Here is a 15,386-nt window from a genome sequence, read left to right on the forward strand (position 1 = left end):
TTATTGCCCCAGCTTCAGGCGAGCAGTCTCGCCACTGGTGAATGGAGCGACGTCGACTGCCTGACCGTTGTAGGTCACCTGGGCGCCGCGAGCAAAGCCAAGGCGTACGGTCAGCGGCGGCTTGCCATTGACGTCAACGGTATCGCCCTTGCGTTTCAGGCCGCTAAGCAGCACTTTGCCGCCGCCGTCGGTGACCTGGGTCCAGCAATCGGCAACGAATTGCAGCTTCAATTGGCCATTACCTGCCGGAACTTCAACCACAGGTGCTGCTTCGCTGGTAGTCGGTGCAGCAGTCGGCGCGGTGGCAACCGTCGGCGCAACAGGCTGCGGTGCATGAGCAGGCGCCACCAGCGGTGTTGCAGTGCCGTGAGCCGGAGTTGCAGGGGCAGTCGGCGCAGTAGTGGCAGCCGGAGCAGTTGCGGTTTCCGCAGCCGGTGCGGTATTCAGCGGCAGCGGTGCATCCTGAACAGGTTTCGGCGCTTCTTCCGGCTCGTCCAGAGGGTGAATCTGCGTGGTGCCGTCGGCGCTCTCCACTTCCACATGCTCAAGGGCCAGGCCGCCCTGATCCTTGCCACGGGACGAGGTCTGATCCTGCCACCAGACAAAACCGCCACCCACCAGCACAACCAGCAACAGCAGGCTGACGATGCGCAGGATATTGTGAGACAGGCGCACAGGCTCTTCGATACGGCCCAGGGCATGTACCGCACTGCCCTTGCCGTCGGTGCCGGTGGTCTGGTCGAACTGGTTGACCAGTGCGGCCTGATCCAGATCAAGCAGTTTGGCGTAGGCGCGGATATAGCCCCGGGCGAAAGTATTGCCGGGCAACTTGTCGAACTCACCGGCCTCGACGTGGCTCAGGGAGGTCACGGTGAGGTTCAGCCTCGTGGCCACATCGGGCAGCGACCAGTTCCTGCTCTCGCGGGCCTGGCGCAGGGTTTCTCCAGGATTCATGCGAGTGGTTGCCACAACTTCGGGATGCGCCGCTTTCATCATTGCTCCGACAGGTATTGCTGATATTCCGGCGTACCGGGATAGAGTCTTTTTAGTAGCAGCCCGTAACTGGCCACTTTGTTGCGATCGTCATAGATCTTGCCCAGTCGCGTACCGAGCAACAGGCTGCGCGCGTTCTGCTCGCTGACCTTGCTGAAACGATCGTAGTATTCGCGCGCCGGCACATATTGCCCGTCTTCGTAAGACAACTCAGCCATTTCCAGCAATGAGCGGGACAATTGACGATCCAGGTGCAGTGCTTTGGTGAAATGTTCGCGTGCAGTATCGCGCTGGCCCAGCTGGATGGCGGTCAGCCCCAGGTTCTCGAAAACCCGTGAGCGGCCGGGGTAGAGGTTGTCTTCGGCAGCCTGCTGGAAACGCTCATAGGCTTCCTTGTACTTCTTCTGCTCGTACAGGAAGCTGCCGTAGTTGTTGAGGATGCGGGCGTCGTTATGGCTGTTGGACAGGGCCTTGCGAAAGTACTGCTCGGCCAAGTCCGGCTCCATCTCGGCCTGGAACACCAGGGCCAGGGTGGCGTTGGCGTCCGGGTCGGAGCTGTTCATTTCCAGGGCTTTCTTGAGCGGCACCTTGGCCCGCTCGGTCTGCCCCTGCTGCAAGTAGCCCACGCCCAGCTGGACGTAGGCCGCGCGTGCCTCGTCGCGTCCCTTGCTGGTGCTCATGGGGTCGATATTACCCGATGAAACGCAACCAACCAGCGAGGTCAGGAACAACAGCAACAGCGCAGCACGCACAGACATGGGTACCCTCTCGGTCAGTTTCGCGGCGCGGCGCTTTGCACCACATCGGCCTCGGCACTCAGCTCACGTACAGCAATGTAACGTTCACTGCGACGAGTCCGGTCCATGACCTGGCCAACCAACTGGCCACAGGCTGCATCGATATCTTCGCCGCGCGTGGTGCGCACAGTGACGTTGAAACCGGCCTGATGCAACTGATCCTGGAAACGGCGTATTGCATTGTTGCTCGGACGCTCGTATCCGGAGTGCGGGAAAGGGTTGAACGGGATCAGATTAATCTTGCAAGGCGTGTCCTTGAGCAGCTCGATCATCTCGACCGCGTGCTCGACCTTGTCGTTGATATCCTTGAGCAAGGTGTACTCGATGGTCAGGACACGCTTTTCGCCCAATGCCGACATGTAGTTGCGGCAGGACTCGAGCAGCATCTTGAGCGGGTACTTCTTGTTGATCGGTACCAGCTGATTGCGCAGCGCGTCGTTGGGCGCGTGCAGCGACAGAGCCAGAGAGACGTCGATATGCTTGGCCAGCTCATCGATCATCGGTACCACGCCGGAGGTGGACAGGGTCACCCGGCGCTTGGAAATGCCATAGCCCATGTCATCCATCATCAGATGCATGGCGGCAATGACATTGTCGAAGTTCAGCAGCGGCTCACCCATGCCCATCATCACCACATTGGTGATGGCACGGTCGACGGTCGCCGGGACGCTGCCAAAGGATTTGTTGGCAATCCACACCTGACCGATGACTTCGGCGGCGGTGAGGTTGCTATTGAAGCCTTGCTTGCCGGTGGAGCAGAAACTGCAGTCCAGGGCACAGCCTGCCTGGGACGAAACGCACAAGGTGCCGCGTTTGCCCTGGGGAATGTACACGGTCTCGACGCAGCTGCCGGACTCAACGCGCACCACCCATTTACGGGTGCCGTCGCTGGAGATGTCCTCGCTGACCACTTCCGGACCGCGAATCTCGGCACAGGCCTTGAGCTTTTCGCGCAGGGCCTTGCCGACATTGCTCATGGCGTCGAAATCATCGACGCCATAGTGGTGAATCCACTTCATTACCTGACCGGCACGGAAGCGCTTCTCCCCTATCGAGTCGAAGAACTTTTCCATTTCCAGCTGAGTCAGCCCCAACAGGTTTGTCTTGCCAATCGATTCAGTCATGAATTCACCTTCGCTCAAAGACCCAGGTCTTATCGAGCGGTTACTTCGGTAGCAGCGAAGAAGTACGAGATTTCGCGGGCAGCAGCGGCTTCCGAGTCGGAACCGTGTACAGCGTTGGCGTCGATGGAGTCAGCGAAGTCAGCGCGGATGGTGCCGGCAGCAGCTTCTTTAGGGTTGGTAGCACCCATCAGCTCGCGGTTCAGAGCGATAGCGTTTTCGCCTTCCAGAACCTGAACAACAACCGGACCGGAGATCATGAAAGCAACCAGGTCGCCGAAGAAACCGCGAGCGCTGTGCTCAGCGTAGAAACCTTCAGCTTCAGCCTTGGACAGTTGCTTCAGTTTCGAAGCTACGACGCGCAGGCCGGCTTTTTCGAAACGAGTGGTGATCTCGCCGATTACGTTTTTAGCAACGGCGTCAGGCTTGATGATCGAGAAAGTACGTTGAACAGCCATGTGAAACTCCAGAAACTGTGATTAAAGCGAAAAATTAAACCCGCGAATTATACGCGGGTTCCTTGGTATTGCCTAACCTGCAAAGAGGATCAGTCGATTTCTTCGGCCCAGAGGGTCTGGACTGCTTCCAGAACCTTCTCACCGACGCGCCCGGATTCATTGTCAAAATCGGGCAATTCCTTGATCCATTGCTGCAAAACCACGAAATTGACTGAAAACGGGTCGACACCCGGTTTGGCTTCAGCCAGCTCTTCGGCAATGCGTTGTACATCATTCCAACCGTAGCTCATTTCAGCATCTCGATCAGTGCGGCGCTTCGGCCGCATGGTTGAGCGAATATTTCGGGATCTCGACGGTCAGGTCTTCACTGCCGACCTTGGCCTGGCACGCCAGGCGCGACTGCGCTTCCAGACCCCATGCACGATCAAGATAGTCCTCTTCCAGCTCGTCGGCCTCTTCCAGCGAGTCGAAACCCTCGCGGATGATGCAGTGACACGTGGTGCAGGCGCACACACCGCCGCAGGCGCTCTCGATCTCGATATGGTTGTCATGGGCCACTTCGAGGATGGACTTGCCTTCCTCGGCCTCGACAACCATACCGTCCGGGCAGTGCTCGGCGTGTGGCAGAAAAATGACCTGCGGCATCAGTTATTCCTCAATTTCATTCAGATTGCGCCCTGCCAGCGCGGCCTTGACCGTCGAATCCAGGCGGCGGGCTGCAAATGCGTCGGTCACTTGCGACAGACGCTTGGTCTGTTGCTCGATGGCCGGGCCATCGGTGCCTTGCATCAATTCACGGAGTTCATCCATCTGCAGCTCGATGACCATGCGCTCTTCGGCATCGAGCAGACGCTCGCCGTCGGCCTCCAGTGCACCCTGCACAGCTTCCAGCAGACGCTCGGCGTCCACCTGCTGCTCGCGCAGGACACGGGCGACCTTGTCATCGCTGGCGTACTGGAACGAATCCTTGAGCATGCGGGCGATTTCGCCGTCGGTCAGGCCGTAGGACGGCTTGACCTGGATGCTCGATTCGACACCCGAACCCAATTCACGGGCCGAGACGTTGAGCAATCCATCGGCATCGACCTGGAAGGTCACACGGATCTTCGCGGCACCGGCCACCATCGCCGGAATGCCACGCAGCTCGAAGCGCGCCAGGGAGCGGCAATCGCTGATCAGCTCGCGCTCGCCCTGCAGGACATGGATCATCATGGCCGTCTGGCCATCTTTGTAGGTTGTGAAGTCCTGGCCGCGTGCGACGGGGATGGTGGTATTGCGTGGAATCACCTTCTCCATCAGGCCGCCCATGGTTTCCAGCCCCAGGGACAACGGAATCACGTCCAGCAACAACAATTCTTCGCCATCGCGCTTGTTGCCCGCGAGGGTATCGGCCTGGATCGCGGCCCCGATGGCCACCACTTGATCCGGATCGATTTCGGTCAACGGCTTGCGACCAAACAATTCGCCCACGGCTTCACGCACGCGCGGTACACGGGTCGAACCGCCCACCATGACCACGGCTTCGACTTCTTCAATTTCGATACCGGCATCGCGCACCGCACGGCGGCAGGCTTTCAGGCTACGAGCCAGCATCGATTCGATCAGGGCATTGAACGCTTCACGGCTCAGCTCGCCTTTCCAGTCACCGTAGGCAACTTCAACCGACGATGCGTCAGTCAGGGCTTCTTTCGCCGCGCAGGCAACCTGCAACAGGCTGCGCTGGGCAGAAGGGTCGATGTCGGCGGACAGACCCGCCGAGCTGACAATCCAGCTGGCGATGGCGTGGTCGAAATCGTCGCCGCCCAAGGCACTGTCGCCACCGGTGGCCAGCACTTCGAACACACCGCCGGTCAGGCGCAGGATCGAGATATCGAAAGTACCGCCGCCCAGGTCATAGATAGCCACGACGCCCTGGGCATGCTGATCCAGGCCATAGGCCACCGCAGCCGCAGTCGGCTCGTTGAGCAGGCGCAGCACGTTCAGGCCAGCCAGACGCGCGGCGTCCTTGGTGGCCTGGCGCTGGGCGTCGTCGAAATATGCAGGCACGGTGATCACCGCGCCGACCAGCTCGCCGCCCAGGGTCTGTTCAGCGCGTTGACGCAGAACCTTGAGGATGTCCGCCGAGACTTCCACCGGGCTTTTCGGCCCCTGGACGGTCTCGATAAAGGGCATATGCGACTCGCCGCCGACAAAGCGGTAAGGCAGTTGCTCACCCAATTGTTTGACGTCGGCCAGGCCGCGGCCCATCAGGCGCTTGACCGAGAGCACGGTATTGAACGGGTCGATGGACGCGGCGGCCTTGGCCGACTGCCCGACTTCGACGCGATCGGCGTGATAGCGTACGGCAGAAGGCAGGATGACCTGGCCTTCAGCGTCAGCCAGTGGCTCGCAAAGACCACTGCGCAACGCAGCGACCAGCGAATTGGTGGTGCCCAGGTCGATCCCGACAGCCAAACGGCGCTGGTGGGGTTGAGGACTTTGGCCGGGTTCGGCGATCTGCAGTAGAGCCATGCTTGTCTGAACATCACAGGCGCGCCGCCCAAGGGCGGCACGGGGTTAGTCGTCGAGGCGCTCTTCCAGCTGGCGCACTTCGTAAGAGAGCTTGTCGAGGAACTGCATGCGCCGCATCAGGCGTTCGGCCTGGTCGCGTTGCGCTGCATCATCCCAACAGGCGGCAAAACTTTCGCCCAACTGTTCCTGAGCCACTTTCAACCGCCGCTTGAACACGGCAACGCCGGCCAGGTCCGCATCATCCTGCAGTTCCTCAAGCTCCTCACGCCATTGCATCTGCTGCATGAGGAATTCGGGATCTTGCACGGTGACTTCCAGCGGCACCTCATTGCCCCCTATCGCCAACAAGTAACGCGCCCGTTTCGGCGCACTCTTGAGGGTCTGGTAGGCTTCATTGAGGCTGGCGGAACGCTCCAGCGCAACGCGCTGCTCACGCTCGGAAGCGTCGGCAAAGCGGTCGGGGTGCACGCTACGCGCCAATTCGCGGTAGCGTGTGGCCAACTGATCAAGGTCCAGGCGGAAACCGGGCTGGAGCTCGAACAGGGCGAAATGACAAGGAGTACCCACGCTCAGCCTCAGACGTTGAAGCTTTCGCCGCAGCCACATTCACCGCGCGAGTTGGGGTTGTTGAACTTGAAGCCTTCGTTCAACCCTTCCTTGACGAAATCCAGTTCGGTGCCATCGAGGTAGACCAGGCTTTTCGGATCGATGATGATCTTGACGCCGAACATCTCGAACACGGTGTCTTCACCGCCCGCCTCATCGACGAACTCGAGCACATAGGCCAGACCCGAACAGCCCGTGGTGCGAACACCCAGACGGATACCGTCACCCTTGCCGCGCCCTTCGAGGGAGCGACGTACGTGGTTGGCGGCAGCTTCTGTCATGCTGATAGACATGGAAACTCCTTACTTAGCGCAAGCGTGGGGAAAAGCGGCTGCTTACAGCAGGCCTTTCTTCTGCTTGTAGTCGCGAACGGCAGCCTTGATGGCGTCTTCGGCGAGTACCGAGCAGTGGATCTTCACTGGCGGCAGGGCCAGTTCTTCGGCCAGCTGAGTGTTCTTGATGGTCTCTGCTTCATCCAGAGTCTTGCCTTTCATCCACTCGGTCGCCAGGGAGCTGGAGGCGATAGCCGAACCGCAGCCGTAGGTCTTGAACTTGGCATCTTCGATGATGCCCTGCTCGTTGACCTTGATCTGCAGGCGCATAACGTCGCCGCACGCCGGAGCGCCGACCATGCCGGTGCCTACGTCTGGATCTTCCGCGTCCATCTTGCCGACGTTGCGCGGGTTCTCGTAGTGGTCGATGACCTTTTCGCTGTAAGCCATGATTCGTTTCCTCTCACATCAGGGTGCCGCTCTGCGGGCCATGTTCAATCTGGCAAGACCGTCATGACCCGTTCGGTAGGCGGCTTGAATTAGTGCGCCGCCCACTCGATCTTGGAGATGTCGACACCGTCTTTGTACATATCCCACAGCGGCGACAGAGCGCGCAGCTTGGTAACGGCCTCGCAGACTTTCTGCGCGGCATAATCGATCTCTTCTTCGGTGGTGAAGCGGCCGAAGGTGAAGCGTATCGAGCTATGGGCCAGTTCGTCATTACGACCAAGGGCGCGCAAGACGTAGGAAGGCTCAAGAGACGCTGAGGTGCAGGCCGAACCGGACGAAACCGCCAGGTCCTTGAGCGCCATGATCAGCGACTCGCCTTCGACGTAGTTGAAGCTCAGGTTCAGGTTGTGCGGTACACGGGCGGTCATGCTGCCGTTGATGTAAAGCTCTTCCAGGTTTTCGACCTGCTTGTAGAAACGATCGCTCAAGGCTTTCAGACGCACGTTTTCAGCGGCCATTTCTTCCTTGGCAATACGGAAGGCTTCACCCATGCCGACGATCTGGTGAGTCGCCAGGGTGCCGGAACGCATGCCGCGCTCGTGACCGCCGCCGTGCATGGTCGCTTCGATGCGCACACGCGGCTTGCGGCTGACGTACAGCGCGCCAATGCCTTTAGGGCCGTAAGTCTTGTGGGCCGAGAAGGACATCATGTCGACCTTGAGCTTGCTCAGGTCGATCTCGACTTTGCCGGTGGACTGGGCCGCGTCGACGTGGAACAGCACGCCACGGGAGCGGGTCAGCTCACCGAGGGCGCCGATGTCGTTGACGGTGCCGATTTCGTTGTTTACGTGCATGATCGACACCAGAATGGTGTCCTCACGCAGGGCTGCTTCGACCATGGATGGAGTGATCAGGCCGTCTTCGCCCGGATCCAGGTAGGTCACTTCGAAGCCTTCACGCTCCAGTTGGCGCATGGTGTCCAGGACAGCCTTGTGCTCGATCTTGGAGGTGATCAGGTGTTTGCCTTTGCTGGCGTAGAAGTGCGCTGCACCCTTGATCGCCAGGTTATCGGACTCGGTGGCACCAGAGGTCCAGACGATTTCGCGAGGGTCGGCGTTGACCAGATCGGCCACCTGACGGCGGGCGTTCTCGACTGACTCTTCGGCTTTCCAGCCGAAAACGTGGGAGCGCGAGGCCGGGTTACCGAAGTTTCCGTCCACCAGCAGGCATTCGCTCATCTTCTGGGCGACACGCGGATCAACCGGAGTCGTCGCGGAATAATCGAGGTAAATCGGCAATCTCATTGAATCTCTCCTATCAGGCAGGCGCACCGCTCATTCATCTGCGTTCATTCGACGGCGGACGTTTCAATCTTATCCAGTTGCGGCACCTTGCTTGAGCAACGGCGCTGATCCTGGCGCTGGGCGACTTCTTGTACCTCACGGCGAGTGACAAGATCGGCCAGACTGATACCGCTCAGAAACTCGTGAATCTGTGCACTGAGGTCGCACCACAAGTGGTGGGTCAGGCAGGTGTCACCGGCATGGCAATCGCCAAGACCCTGGCAACGGGTCGCATCGACCGATTCATTGACCGCATCGACCACCTGCGCTACCTGGATGCCACGCATGTCGCGGGACAGCTGGTAGCCGCCACCCGGACCACGGACACTGGAAACCAGATTGCTGCGACGCAGCTTGGCGAACAGTTGCTCGAGGTAGGACAAGGAAATCCCCTGTCGCTCGGAAATATCGGCCAGGGACACTGGCCCGTGCTGCGCGTGCAACGCCAGATCGAGCATGGCGGTCACAGCGTATCGGCCTTTTGTAGTCAGTCGCATGGCGTGTACCACGGGGGTTCGGGATGGGAGCGAGTATGCTATTCCCGAGTATTTAAGTCAACTATAAGACCAAGCAAAATAGTCGGGATTGGGTGCAAAAGAGCGGCGGTATCATAGCAAACGATGGGGCACATTGACATGCCCCATGCGCTGCGGCCATCGCTCTAACCGACCTTGGCCTCGACGACTTTGGCTTCGGTGTCATCTTTTACACAATCGAAGACTTCATCGCGCAGCTCGGGCAATTCCCCGGCGCAATAGTCACTACCCAGCTTGGTCAGGGCTGCGCACATTCCCTCCAATCGACCATCGACGGCCTGTAAGTGATCGAGCAATTGGCCAATGGCCCGCGCCACCGGATCGGGCATATCTTCACTGACACCGTAGGCATCGAAGCCCAGTTTCTCAGCGATAGCCTTGCGCTTGGCTTCCACGGCGTCGTCGGACTTGACGATGATGCGCCCCGGAATGCCCACCGCCGTGGCACCCGCCGGCACCGCCTTGGTGACCACCGCATTGGAGCCGATCTTGGCCCCGGCACCTACGGTGAACGGGCCCAGCACTTTGGCACCCGCACCCACCACCACGCCATCCTCCAGTGTCGGGTGGCGCTTGCCCTTGTTCCAACTGGTGCCGCCCAGGGTCACGCCCTGATAGAGGGTCACGTCATTGCCGATTTCGGCGGTCTCACCGATGACAATGCCCATGCCGTGGTCGATGAAGAAGCGGCGACCGACCTTGGCCCCCGGATGGATCTCGATACCCGTCAGCCAGCGGCCGAAGTTCGATACCACGCGCGCCAGCCACTTCCAGTTGTTGCGCCACAATATATGACCCAGGCGATGCAGCCAGATGGCATGCATGCCCGGATAGCAGGTCAGCACTTCAAAGGCGTTGCGCGCGGCAGGGTCACGATGAAACACACTTTGGATATCTTCTCGCAGACGTTCAAACATTATTGATCCTTGCGCTTGTAAGGTTCGCCACGCGCAGCTTTCTGGGTCTCGGTCAGGACGCCGCGCAGAATGCTCAGCTCCGACTTTTCCACTTCGCTGCGACCGTAGAGTCGACGCAGGCGCGCCATCAGGTGACGAGGCTTTTCAGGGTCGAGGAAACCGATGGCGACCAGAGTCGACTCCAGGTGTCCGTAAAACCCTTCCATTTCATCCATCGTCGCCAGATCGGCGTTACGCACTGGCGTCACTGCATTGCTTTGATCCGGAGCTGCCTCGGCCCGGGCTGCCAGCCACGACATGCGCACCTCATAGCTGAGGACTTGCACCGCAGCAGCCAGGTTGAGCGAGCTGAACGCCGGATCGGACGGGATATGCACGTGATAATGACATCGCTGCAGCTCGTCATTGGTCAGGCCGGCGTGTTCACGGCCAAACACCAGAGCCACTTCGGCATCCTGCCCCGCCTGCTCGGCGACCAATACACCGGACTCACGGGGATCGAGCAATGGCCATGGCAGGCTGCGGTCGCGGGCACTGGTACCCAGCACCAAGGTGCAACCGGCCAGCGCCTCTTCGAGGGTGGCGACCACTTGCGTGTGCTGAAGAATATCGTCGGCACCCGACGCCCGTGCTGACGCTTCCGGCGACGGGAATACCTTGGGGTCAACCAGCACCAGGCGCGACAGCCCCATGTTTTTCATGGCGCGCGCAGCCCCACCGATATTGCCGGGGTGACTGGTTCCGACCAGGACAACACGAATGTTCTGCAACAAGGCAAGGCGCTCTATATATGGATCATGGGGGGCAAATCTTACAGAACCACCCTGCGTAACGCCATGAACGCCTGCATGGCCGTCGGTCATTTCACACGACGCTCGCAGGTTGTAACGACAACGCAACGCTGGAAATATTCCGCCGCAATCAATAGAATGCCCGGCTCTCTTTAACAACCTCAGGTGAAACGTCCATGCAGCCCATGCTGAATATCGCGCTGCGCGCCGCCCGCAGCGCCAGCGAATTGATCTTCCGCTCCATCGAGCGCCTGGATACCATCAAGGTCGACGAAAAAGACGCAAAAGACTACGTAACCGAAGTCGATCGCGCAGCTGAACAGAGCATCATCACCGCTCTGCGCAAGGCTTACCCTACCCATGGCATCCTCGGCGAAGAAAGCGGCCTGCACGCGGGCAGCGGCGAAGGCGCGGATTACCTGTGGATCATCGACCCGCTGGACGGCACCACCAACTTCGTCCGTGGCATCCCGCACTTCGCGGTCAGCATCGCCTGCAAATACCGTGGTCGCCTGGAACACGCCGTGGTCCTGGACCCGGTTCGCCAGGAAGAATTCACCGCCAGCCGTGGCCGTGGCGCCGCACTCAATGGTCGTCGCCTGCGTGTCAGCCCGCGCAAGAGCCTGGAAGGCGCCCTGCTGGGTACCGGCTTCCCGTTCCGCGACAACCAGATGGACAACCTGGAAAACTACCTGGGCATGTTCCGCAGCCTCGTAGGCCAGACCGCCGGCATCCGCCGCGCAGGCGCGGCGAGCCTGGACCTGGCCTACGTGGCAGCCGGTCGTTTCGATGCATTCTGGGAGTCGGGCCTGTCCGAGTGGGACATGGCAGCAGGCGCCCTGCTGATCCAGGAAGCAGGCGGCCTGGTCAGCGACTTCACCGGCGGTCACGAATTCCTCGAGAAAGGCCATATCGTTGCGGGCAACACCAAGTGCTTCAAGGCCGTCCTGACAGCCATCGCACCGCACCTGCCAGCATCGCTCAAGCGCTGATTTTATAGCGCCCACAAAAAAACCGGCCAAGGCCGGTTTTTTTGTGTCTGTTGCGGGCAAACACCAATCCCGCAGGAGCGGCTTTAGCCGCGAGAATGCCCTCCCGGCTAAAGCCGGTCCTACGAAGATGCAATCTTACTGCTGCTGCGCCTGCCCCAGAATCAACTGCCCTTCCTTGTTCACCGGAATCTGATTCCCCGGATCGCGATCCATGCGCACCTGGCCGAACTTGTCATTCAACTTGTATTTCACGTCATAACCCACGACCTTGTCGCTGATGTCATTGACCGTGTTACAGCGGGTCTGCGTGGTGGTGTAGGTGTCGCGATTCTGCATACCTTCCTGCACCTTGTTACCGGCATAACCACCACCGACCGCACCCGCCACCGTGGCGATTTTCTTGCCGTTACCACCGCCGACCTGGTTACCCAGCAGGCCGCCGGCCACCGCGCCGATCACACTGCCGACAATCTGATGCTCATCCTTGACCGGTGCACGACGGGTTACCGCCACGTCCTTGCACACTTCGCGAGGGGTTTTGACTTGTTCCTTGATGGGCTCCACTGCGACGACATCCGCATATTCAGGGCCGCTTTTCACGAGGCTATAGGCGGCAATAGCACCACCGGCGGTGACACCGATAGCACCCAATACAGCACCAACTAGCAACGACTTGTTCACGTGAACCTCCAGACCATCTCAGGCGCAGATTTCTGCGCAATACCTAGCCTTGGAGCACAAAAAAAAGCGCGAGTTCACACTCGCGCTTTTTTAACAGACAGATAACCGTCAAGTGTTAAGGACGGTCGTCTACCTTGTCGGCTACCACTGGCGGAATCAGATCCTCAGTGGTCAGGTTCAGCCAGATCAGCACCACGTTGGCGATGTAGATAGACGAGTAAGTACCCGCCAAGACACCAATGAACAGCGCGACGGAGAAACCGTGCAGGCTGTCGCCGCCGAAGATCCACAGGGCAACGATAGCCAGCAGCGTCGAGATAGACGTAGCCATGGTGCGCAGCAGGGTCTGGGTGGTGGAGATGTTGATGTTCTCGATCAGCGACGCCTTGCGCAGCAGACGGAAGTTCTCACGAACCCGGTCAAATACTACGATTGTGTCGTTGAGCGAGTAACCAATGATCGCCAGTACCGCCGCCAGCACCGTCAGGTCGAAGGTGATCTGGAAGAACGACAGGATACCCACGGTCACGATCACGTCGTGGATCAGCGAAACAATGGCACCGACCGCGAATTTCCACTGGAAGCGGAAAGCCAGGTAAATCAGTACGCCGCCCAGCGCCAGAAGCATGCCAATGCCGCCCTGGTCACGCAGCTCTTCACCGACCTGCGGGCCGACGAACTCGACGCGCTTGACGGTTACCGGGTTGTCCGCCTGCGCTTTACGCAGGGCATCGGCCACCTGGGCACCCAACTGCGGGTCACTGCCCGGCATACGGACCAGCAAGTCCGTGGTAGCGCCGAAGCTCTGCACCACAGCTTCCTTGTAACCGGCACCGACCAGTTCTTCACGGACCTTGCCCAGATCGGCCGGACGCTCGTAGGTCAGCTCGATGAGCGTACCACCGGTGAAGTCCAGACCGTAATTCAGGCCCTTGTGGAAGCAGCTGAACAGGGCGATCGCCGTGAGGAGCATGGTGAAGGCAAACGCAATGTTGCGAATGCCCATGAAGTTGATGGTAGTTTTCATGGCAGCCCCTTAAATCCACAACTTCTTGAGGTCACGACCGCCATAAATCAGGTTGACCATTGCGCGGGTCACCATGATGGCTGTGAACATCGAGGTAAAGATCCCGAGCGACATGGTCACGGCAAAACCCTTGACGGGGCCGGTGCCCATCGCAAAGAGAATGCCGCCGACCAGCAGCGTCGTCAGGTTGGCATCGAGGATCGCCGTAAAGGCACGACCGAAACCTTCGTTAATGGCACGCTGGATGGTCATGCCATTGGCGATTTCCTCGCGTATCCGCGAGAAGATCAGCACGTTGGCGTCCACCGCCATACCCATGGTCAGGACGATACCGGCGATACCCGGCAGGGTCAGTGTCGCACCCAGCAGAGACATCAATGCCAGCAGCAGGACCATGTTGATGGCCAGTGCCACCGTCGCGATCACACCGAAGAAGCGGTAGATGGCGATGATGAACAGCGACACGAACAGCATGCCCCACAGGGACGCGTCGATACCCTTGGTAATGTTGTCGGCGCCCAGGCTCGGGCCAATGGTGCGCTCTTCAGCGAAGTACATCGGCGCGGCCAGACCACCGGCACGCAGCAGCAGCGCCAGTTCCGAGGACTCACCCTGACCATTCAGACCGGTAATCCGGAACTGGCTGCCCAGTGGCGACTGGATGGTCGCCAGACTGATGATTTTCTTCTCTTCCTTGAAGGTCTGTACCGGTACGTCTTTCTCGACGCCGTCGACCATCTGCTTGGTGTAGGTGGTGACCGGCTTCTGCTCGATGAAGATCACCGCCATGCTGCGCCCGACATTGCTGCGGGTTGCGCGACTCATCAGATCGCCACCGTGATTATCAAGCTTGATATTCACCTGTGGGTTGCCGTGCTCGTCGAAACCAGCCTTGGCGTCGGTAACCTGGTCACCCGTGATGATCAGGCCACGCTCGACCGCTGCGGCAGGACGACCGCCTTCGCGGAACTCGAACATCTCGGTAGTGGCTTTCGAATCATCGGGCGCTGCGCCCAGACGGAACTCGAGGTTGGCCGTCTTGCCGAGAATACGCTTGGCTTCGGCCGTGTCCTGCACGCCCGGCAACTCGACCACGATACGGTTGGCGCCCTGACGCTGTACCAGCGGCTCGGCAACACCCAGTTCGTTGACCCGGTTACGTACGGTAGTCAGGTTCTGCTTGATCGAATATTCGCGAATTTCGGCGATCTTGGCCTGGGTCATGGCCAGGCGCAGTACCGGAATACCGTTCAGGTCGGCCGGGACTACATCGAAATCAGTGGAATTCTTACGGATCAGGCCACGAGCCTGTTCACGTTCGGTGTCATCGTTGAAGCCCAGCTGAATGCCGTTGGCAATCGGCGGCAGGCTGCGATAGCGCACTTTTTCCTTGCGCAGCAGGCTTTTGACTTCGCCTTCATAGACTTTCAGGCGGGCGTCGATGGCTTTGTCCATGTCGACTTCCAACAGGAAGTGCACACCGCCGGACAAGTCCAGACCCAGTTTCATCGGGCTTGCACCCAGGTGACGCAACCAGGTCGGCGTGGTCTGGGCCAGGTTGAGCGCCACGACATAGTCGTCGCCCAGGGCCTTGCGCACGACGTCCTTGGCCGGCAGTTGATCTGCCTGCTTGTTCAGACGCAACAGGCCGCCCTTGCCGGTATCGGCCAGGGTCGCACCCTTGACGGTAATGCCCGCATCGGTCAGCGCCTTGCTGGCACGGTCCACATCAGCCTGAGTGACGTGCAACGCCGTGCTCGCACCGCTGATCTGGATCGCCGGATCATCAGGATAGAGGTTGGGTGCGGAATAAATGAAGCCGACCGCCAGCACCGCCAGGATCAGGACGTATTTCCACAGAGGATATTTGTTCAGCATCACGCCGCCCGCT

At 59.7% G+C, this 15,386-nt stretch carries 18 protein-coding genes; 1 reads left to right on the forward strand and 17 read right to left on the reverse strand.

Annotated features, from left to right (window positions below):
* From AC1Z24_RS25155 to trmJ, 14 genes are all read right to left on the reverse strand, one after another.
* On the reverse strand, positions 1-993 hold the full coding sequence (locus tag AC1Z24_RS25155; RefSeq protein WP_483743147.1) for a RodZ domain-containing protein: 993 nt from the start codon (positions 991-993) through the stop codon (positions 1-3).
* Positions 993-1,751, reverse strand: coding sequence for a type IV pilus biogenesis/stability protein PilW (gene pilW / locus AC1Z24_RS25160; protein ID WP_259105881.1), 759 nt, complete (start codon positions 1,749-1,751; stop codon positions 993-995). The genes AC1Z24_RS25155 and pilW overlap by 1 nt, the downstream gene beginning before the upstream one ends.
* A gap of 14 nt (positions 1,752-1,765) precedes the next feature.
* Positions 1,766-2,914 (reverse strand): dual-specificity RNA methyltransferase RlmN, encoded by a 1,149-nt coding sequence (gene rlmN / locus AC1Z24_RS25165; protein ID WP_259105882.1) that lies wholly within the window; start codon positions 2,912-2,914, stop codon positions 1,766-1,768.
* Positions 2,915-2,943: 29 nt separating this feature from the next.
* Positions 2,944-3,369 (reverse strand): nucleoside-diphosphate kinase, encoded by a 426-nt coding sequence (ndk, locus tag AC1Z24_RS25170; RefSeq protein WP_002552482.1) that lies wholly within the window; start codon positions 3,367-3,369, stop codon positions 2,944-2,946.
* An 89-nt stretch (positions 3,370-3,458) separates the two neighbouring features.
* Entirely contained in the window at positions 3,459-3,659 is a 201-nt protein-coding gene (gene iscX / locus AC1Z24_RS25175) for a Fe-S cluster assembly protein IscX (protein WP_259105884.1), read from the reverse strand.
* A gap of 13 nt (positions 3,660-3,672) precedes the next feature.
* Positions 3,673-4,014, reverse strand: coding sequence for an ISC system 2Fe-2S type ferredoxin (fdx, locus tag AC1Z24_RS25180; RefSeq protein ID WP_259105885.1), 342 nt, complete (start codon positions 4,012-4,014; stop codon positions 3,673-3,675).
* Between the two features lie 3 nt (positions 4,015-4,017).
* Positions 4,018-5,880, reverse strand: coding sequence for a Fe-S protein assembly chaperone HscA (hscA, locus tag AC1Z24_RS25185; RefSeq protein WP_483743148.1), 1,863 nt, complete (start codon positions 5,878-5,880; stop codon positions 4,018-4,020).
* Between the two features lie 45 nt (positions 5,881-5,925).
* On the reverse strand, positions 5,926-6,447 hold the full coding sequence (hscB, locus tag AC1Z24_RS25190) for a co-chaperone HscB (protein WP_259105887.1): 522 nt from the start codon (positions 6,445-6,447) through the stop codon (positions 5,926-5,928).
* Between the two features lie 8 nt (positions 6,448-6,455).
* Positions 6,456-6,779, reverse strand: a complete 324-nt coding sequence (gene iscA, locus AC1Z24_RS25195) for an iron-sulfur cluster assembly protein IscA (RefSeq protein ID WP_483743149.1) — start codon at positions 6,777-6,779, stop codon at positions 6,456-6,458.
* Positions 6,780-6,821: 42 nt separating this feature from the next.
* Positions 6,822-7,208, reverse strand: coding sequence for a Fe-S cluster assembly scaffold IscU (iscU, locus tag AC1Z24_RS25200; RefSeq protein WP_259105889.1), 387 nt, complete (start codon positions 7,206-7,208; stop codon positions 6,822-6,824).
* 89 nt (positions 7,209-7,297) lie between these two features.
* Complete coding sequence (locus AC1Z24_RS25205) at positions 7,298-8,512, reverse strand: IscS subfamily cysteine desulfurase (protein ID WP_483743150.1); 1,215 nt, start codon at positions 8,510-8,512, stop codon at positions 7,298-7,300.
* A gap of 44 nt (positions 8,513-8,556) precedes the next feature.
* Complete coding sequence (gene iscR / locus AC1Z24_RS25210; RefSeq protein WP_259105891.1) at positions 8,557-9,048, reverse strand: Fe-S cluster assembly transcriptional regulator IscR; 492 nt, start codon at positions 9,046-9,048, stop codon at positions 8,557-8,559.
* 164 nt (positions 9,049-9,212) lie between these two features.
* Positions 9,213-10,004: a serine O-acetyltransferase gene (gene cysE, locus AC1Z24_RS25215; protein WP_483743151.1), complete on the reverse strand. Its 792-nt coding sequence runs from the start codon at positions 10,002-10,004 to the stop codon at positions 9,213-9,215.
* A complete protein-coding gene (gene trmJ / locus AC1Z24_RS25220) occupies positions 10,004-10,777 on the reverse strand; it encodes a tRNA (cytosine(32)/uridine(32)-2'-O)-methyltransferase TrmJ (RefSeq protein WP_483743152.1) in 774 nt (257 codons plus the stop codon). Before trmJ ends, cysE begins: the two co-directional genes overlap by 1 nt.
* Before the next feature lie 194 nt (positions 10,778-10,971).
* Here trmJ and suhB point away from each other — a divergent pair, with 194 nt between their 5' ends.
* The gene (gene suhB, locus AC1Z24_RS25225) at positions 10,972-11,787 is read left to right on the forward strand and encodes a type III secretion system regulator SuhB (RefSeq protein WP_259105894.1); all 816 of its coding nucleotides are present in this window, start codon (positions 10,972-10,974) and stop codon (positions 11,785-11,787) included.
* A 135-nt stretch (positions 11,788-11,922) separates the two neighbouring features.
* Here suhB and AC1Z24_RS25230 read toward each other — a convergent pair whose 3' ends face one another.
* From AC1Z24_RS25230 to secD, 3 genes are all read right to left on the reverse strand, one after another.
* A complete protein-coding gene (locus AC1Z24_RS25230) occupies positions 11,923-12,468 on the reverse strand; it encodes a glycine zipper 2TM domain-containing protein (RefSeq protein ID WP_483743153.1) in 546 nt (181 codons plus the stop codon).
* A 115-nt stretch (positions 12,469-12,583) separates the two neighbouring features.
* The gene (secF, locus tag AC1Z24_RS25235) at positions 12,584-13,495 is read right to left on the reverse strand and encodes a protein translocase subunit SecF (RefSeq protein WP_483743154.1); all 912 of its coding nucleotides are present in this window, start codon (positions 13,493-13,495) and stop codon (positions 12,584-12,586) included.
* 9 nt (positions 13,496-13,504) lie between these two features.
* Positions 13,505-15,373, reverse strand: coding sequence for a protein translocase subunit SecD (gene secD, locus AC1Z24_RS25240; protein ID WP_483743155.1), 1,869 nt, complete (start codon positions 15,371-15,373; stop codon positions 13,505-13,507).
* Positions 15,374-15,386 lie beyond the last annotated feature (13 nt).

This window comes from Pseudomonas sp. JL23 (assembly GCF_056933585.1).

What these genes read in the sequence shown, in the direction of transcription:
- iscA (WP_483743149.1), bottom strand. Translation starts at nt 6,779, where the DNA reads ATGTCTATCAGCATGACAGAAGCTGCCGCCAACCACGTACGTCGCTCC.
- fdx (WP_259105885.1), bottom strand. Translation starts at nt 4,014, where the DNA reads ATGCCGCAGGTCATTTTTCTGCCACACGCCGAGCACTGCCCGGACGGT.
- suhB (WP_259105894.1), top strand. Translation starts at nt 10,972, where the DNA reads ATGCAGCCCATGCTGAATATCGCGCTGCGCGCCGCCCGCAGCGCCAGC.
- ndk (WP_002552482.1), bottom strand. Translation starts at nt 3,369, where the DNA reads ATGGCTGTTCAACGTACTTTCTCGATCATCAAGCCTGACGCCGTTGCT.
- secD (WP_483743155.1), bottom strand. Translation starts at nt 15,373, where the DNA reads ATGCTGAACAAATATCCTCTGTGGAAATACGTCCTGATCCTGGCGGTG.
- iscR (WP_259105891.1), bottom strand. Translation starts at nt 9,048, where the DNA reads ATGCGACTGACTACAAAAGGCCGATACGCTGTGACCGCCATGCTCGAT.
- pilW (WP_259105881.1), bottom strand. Translation starts at nt 1,751, where the DNA reads ATGTCTGTGCGTGCTGCGCTGTTGCTGTTGTTCCTGACCTCGCTGGTT.
- iscU (WP_259105889.1), bottom strand. Translation starts at nt 7,208, where the DNA reads ATGGCTTACAGCGAAAAGGTCATCGACCACTACGAGAACCCGCGCAAC.
- cysE (WP_483743151.1), bottom strand. Translation starts at nt 10,004, where the DNA reads ATGTTTGAACGTCTGCGAGAAGATATCCAAAGTGTGTTTCATCGTGAC.
- rlmN (WP_259105882.1), bottom strand. Translation starts at nt 2,914, where the DNA reads ATGACTGAATCGATTGGCAAGACAAACCTGTTGGGGCTGACTCAGCTG.
- AC1Z24_RS25205 (WP_483743150.1), bottom strand. Translation starts at nt 8,512, where the DNA reads ATGAGATTGCCGATTTACCTCGATTATTCCGCGACGACTCCGGTTGAT.
- AC1Z24_RS25155 (WP_483743147.1), bottom strand. Translation starts at nt 993, where the DNA reads ATGAAAGCGGCGCATCCCGAAGTTGTGGCAACCACTCGCATGAATCCT.
- secF (WP_483743154.1), bottom strand. Translation starts at nt 13,495, where the DNA reads ATGAAAACTACCATCAACTTCATGGGCATTCGCAACATTGCGTTTGCC.
- iscX (WP_259105884.1), bottom strand. Translation starts at nt 3,659, where the DNA reads ATGAGCTACGGTTGGAATGATGTACAACGCATTGCCGAAGAGCTGGCT.
- hscA (WP_483743148.1), bottom strand. Translation starts at nt 5,880, where the DNA reads ATGGCTCTACTGCAGATCGCCGAACCCGGCCAAAGTCCTCAACCCCAC.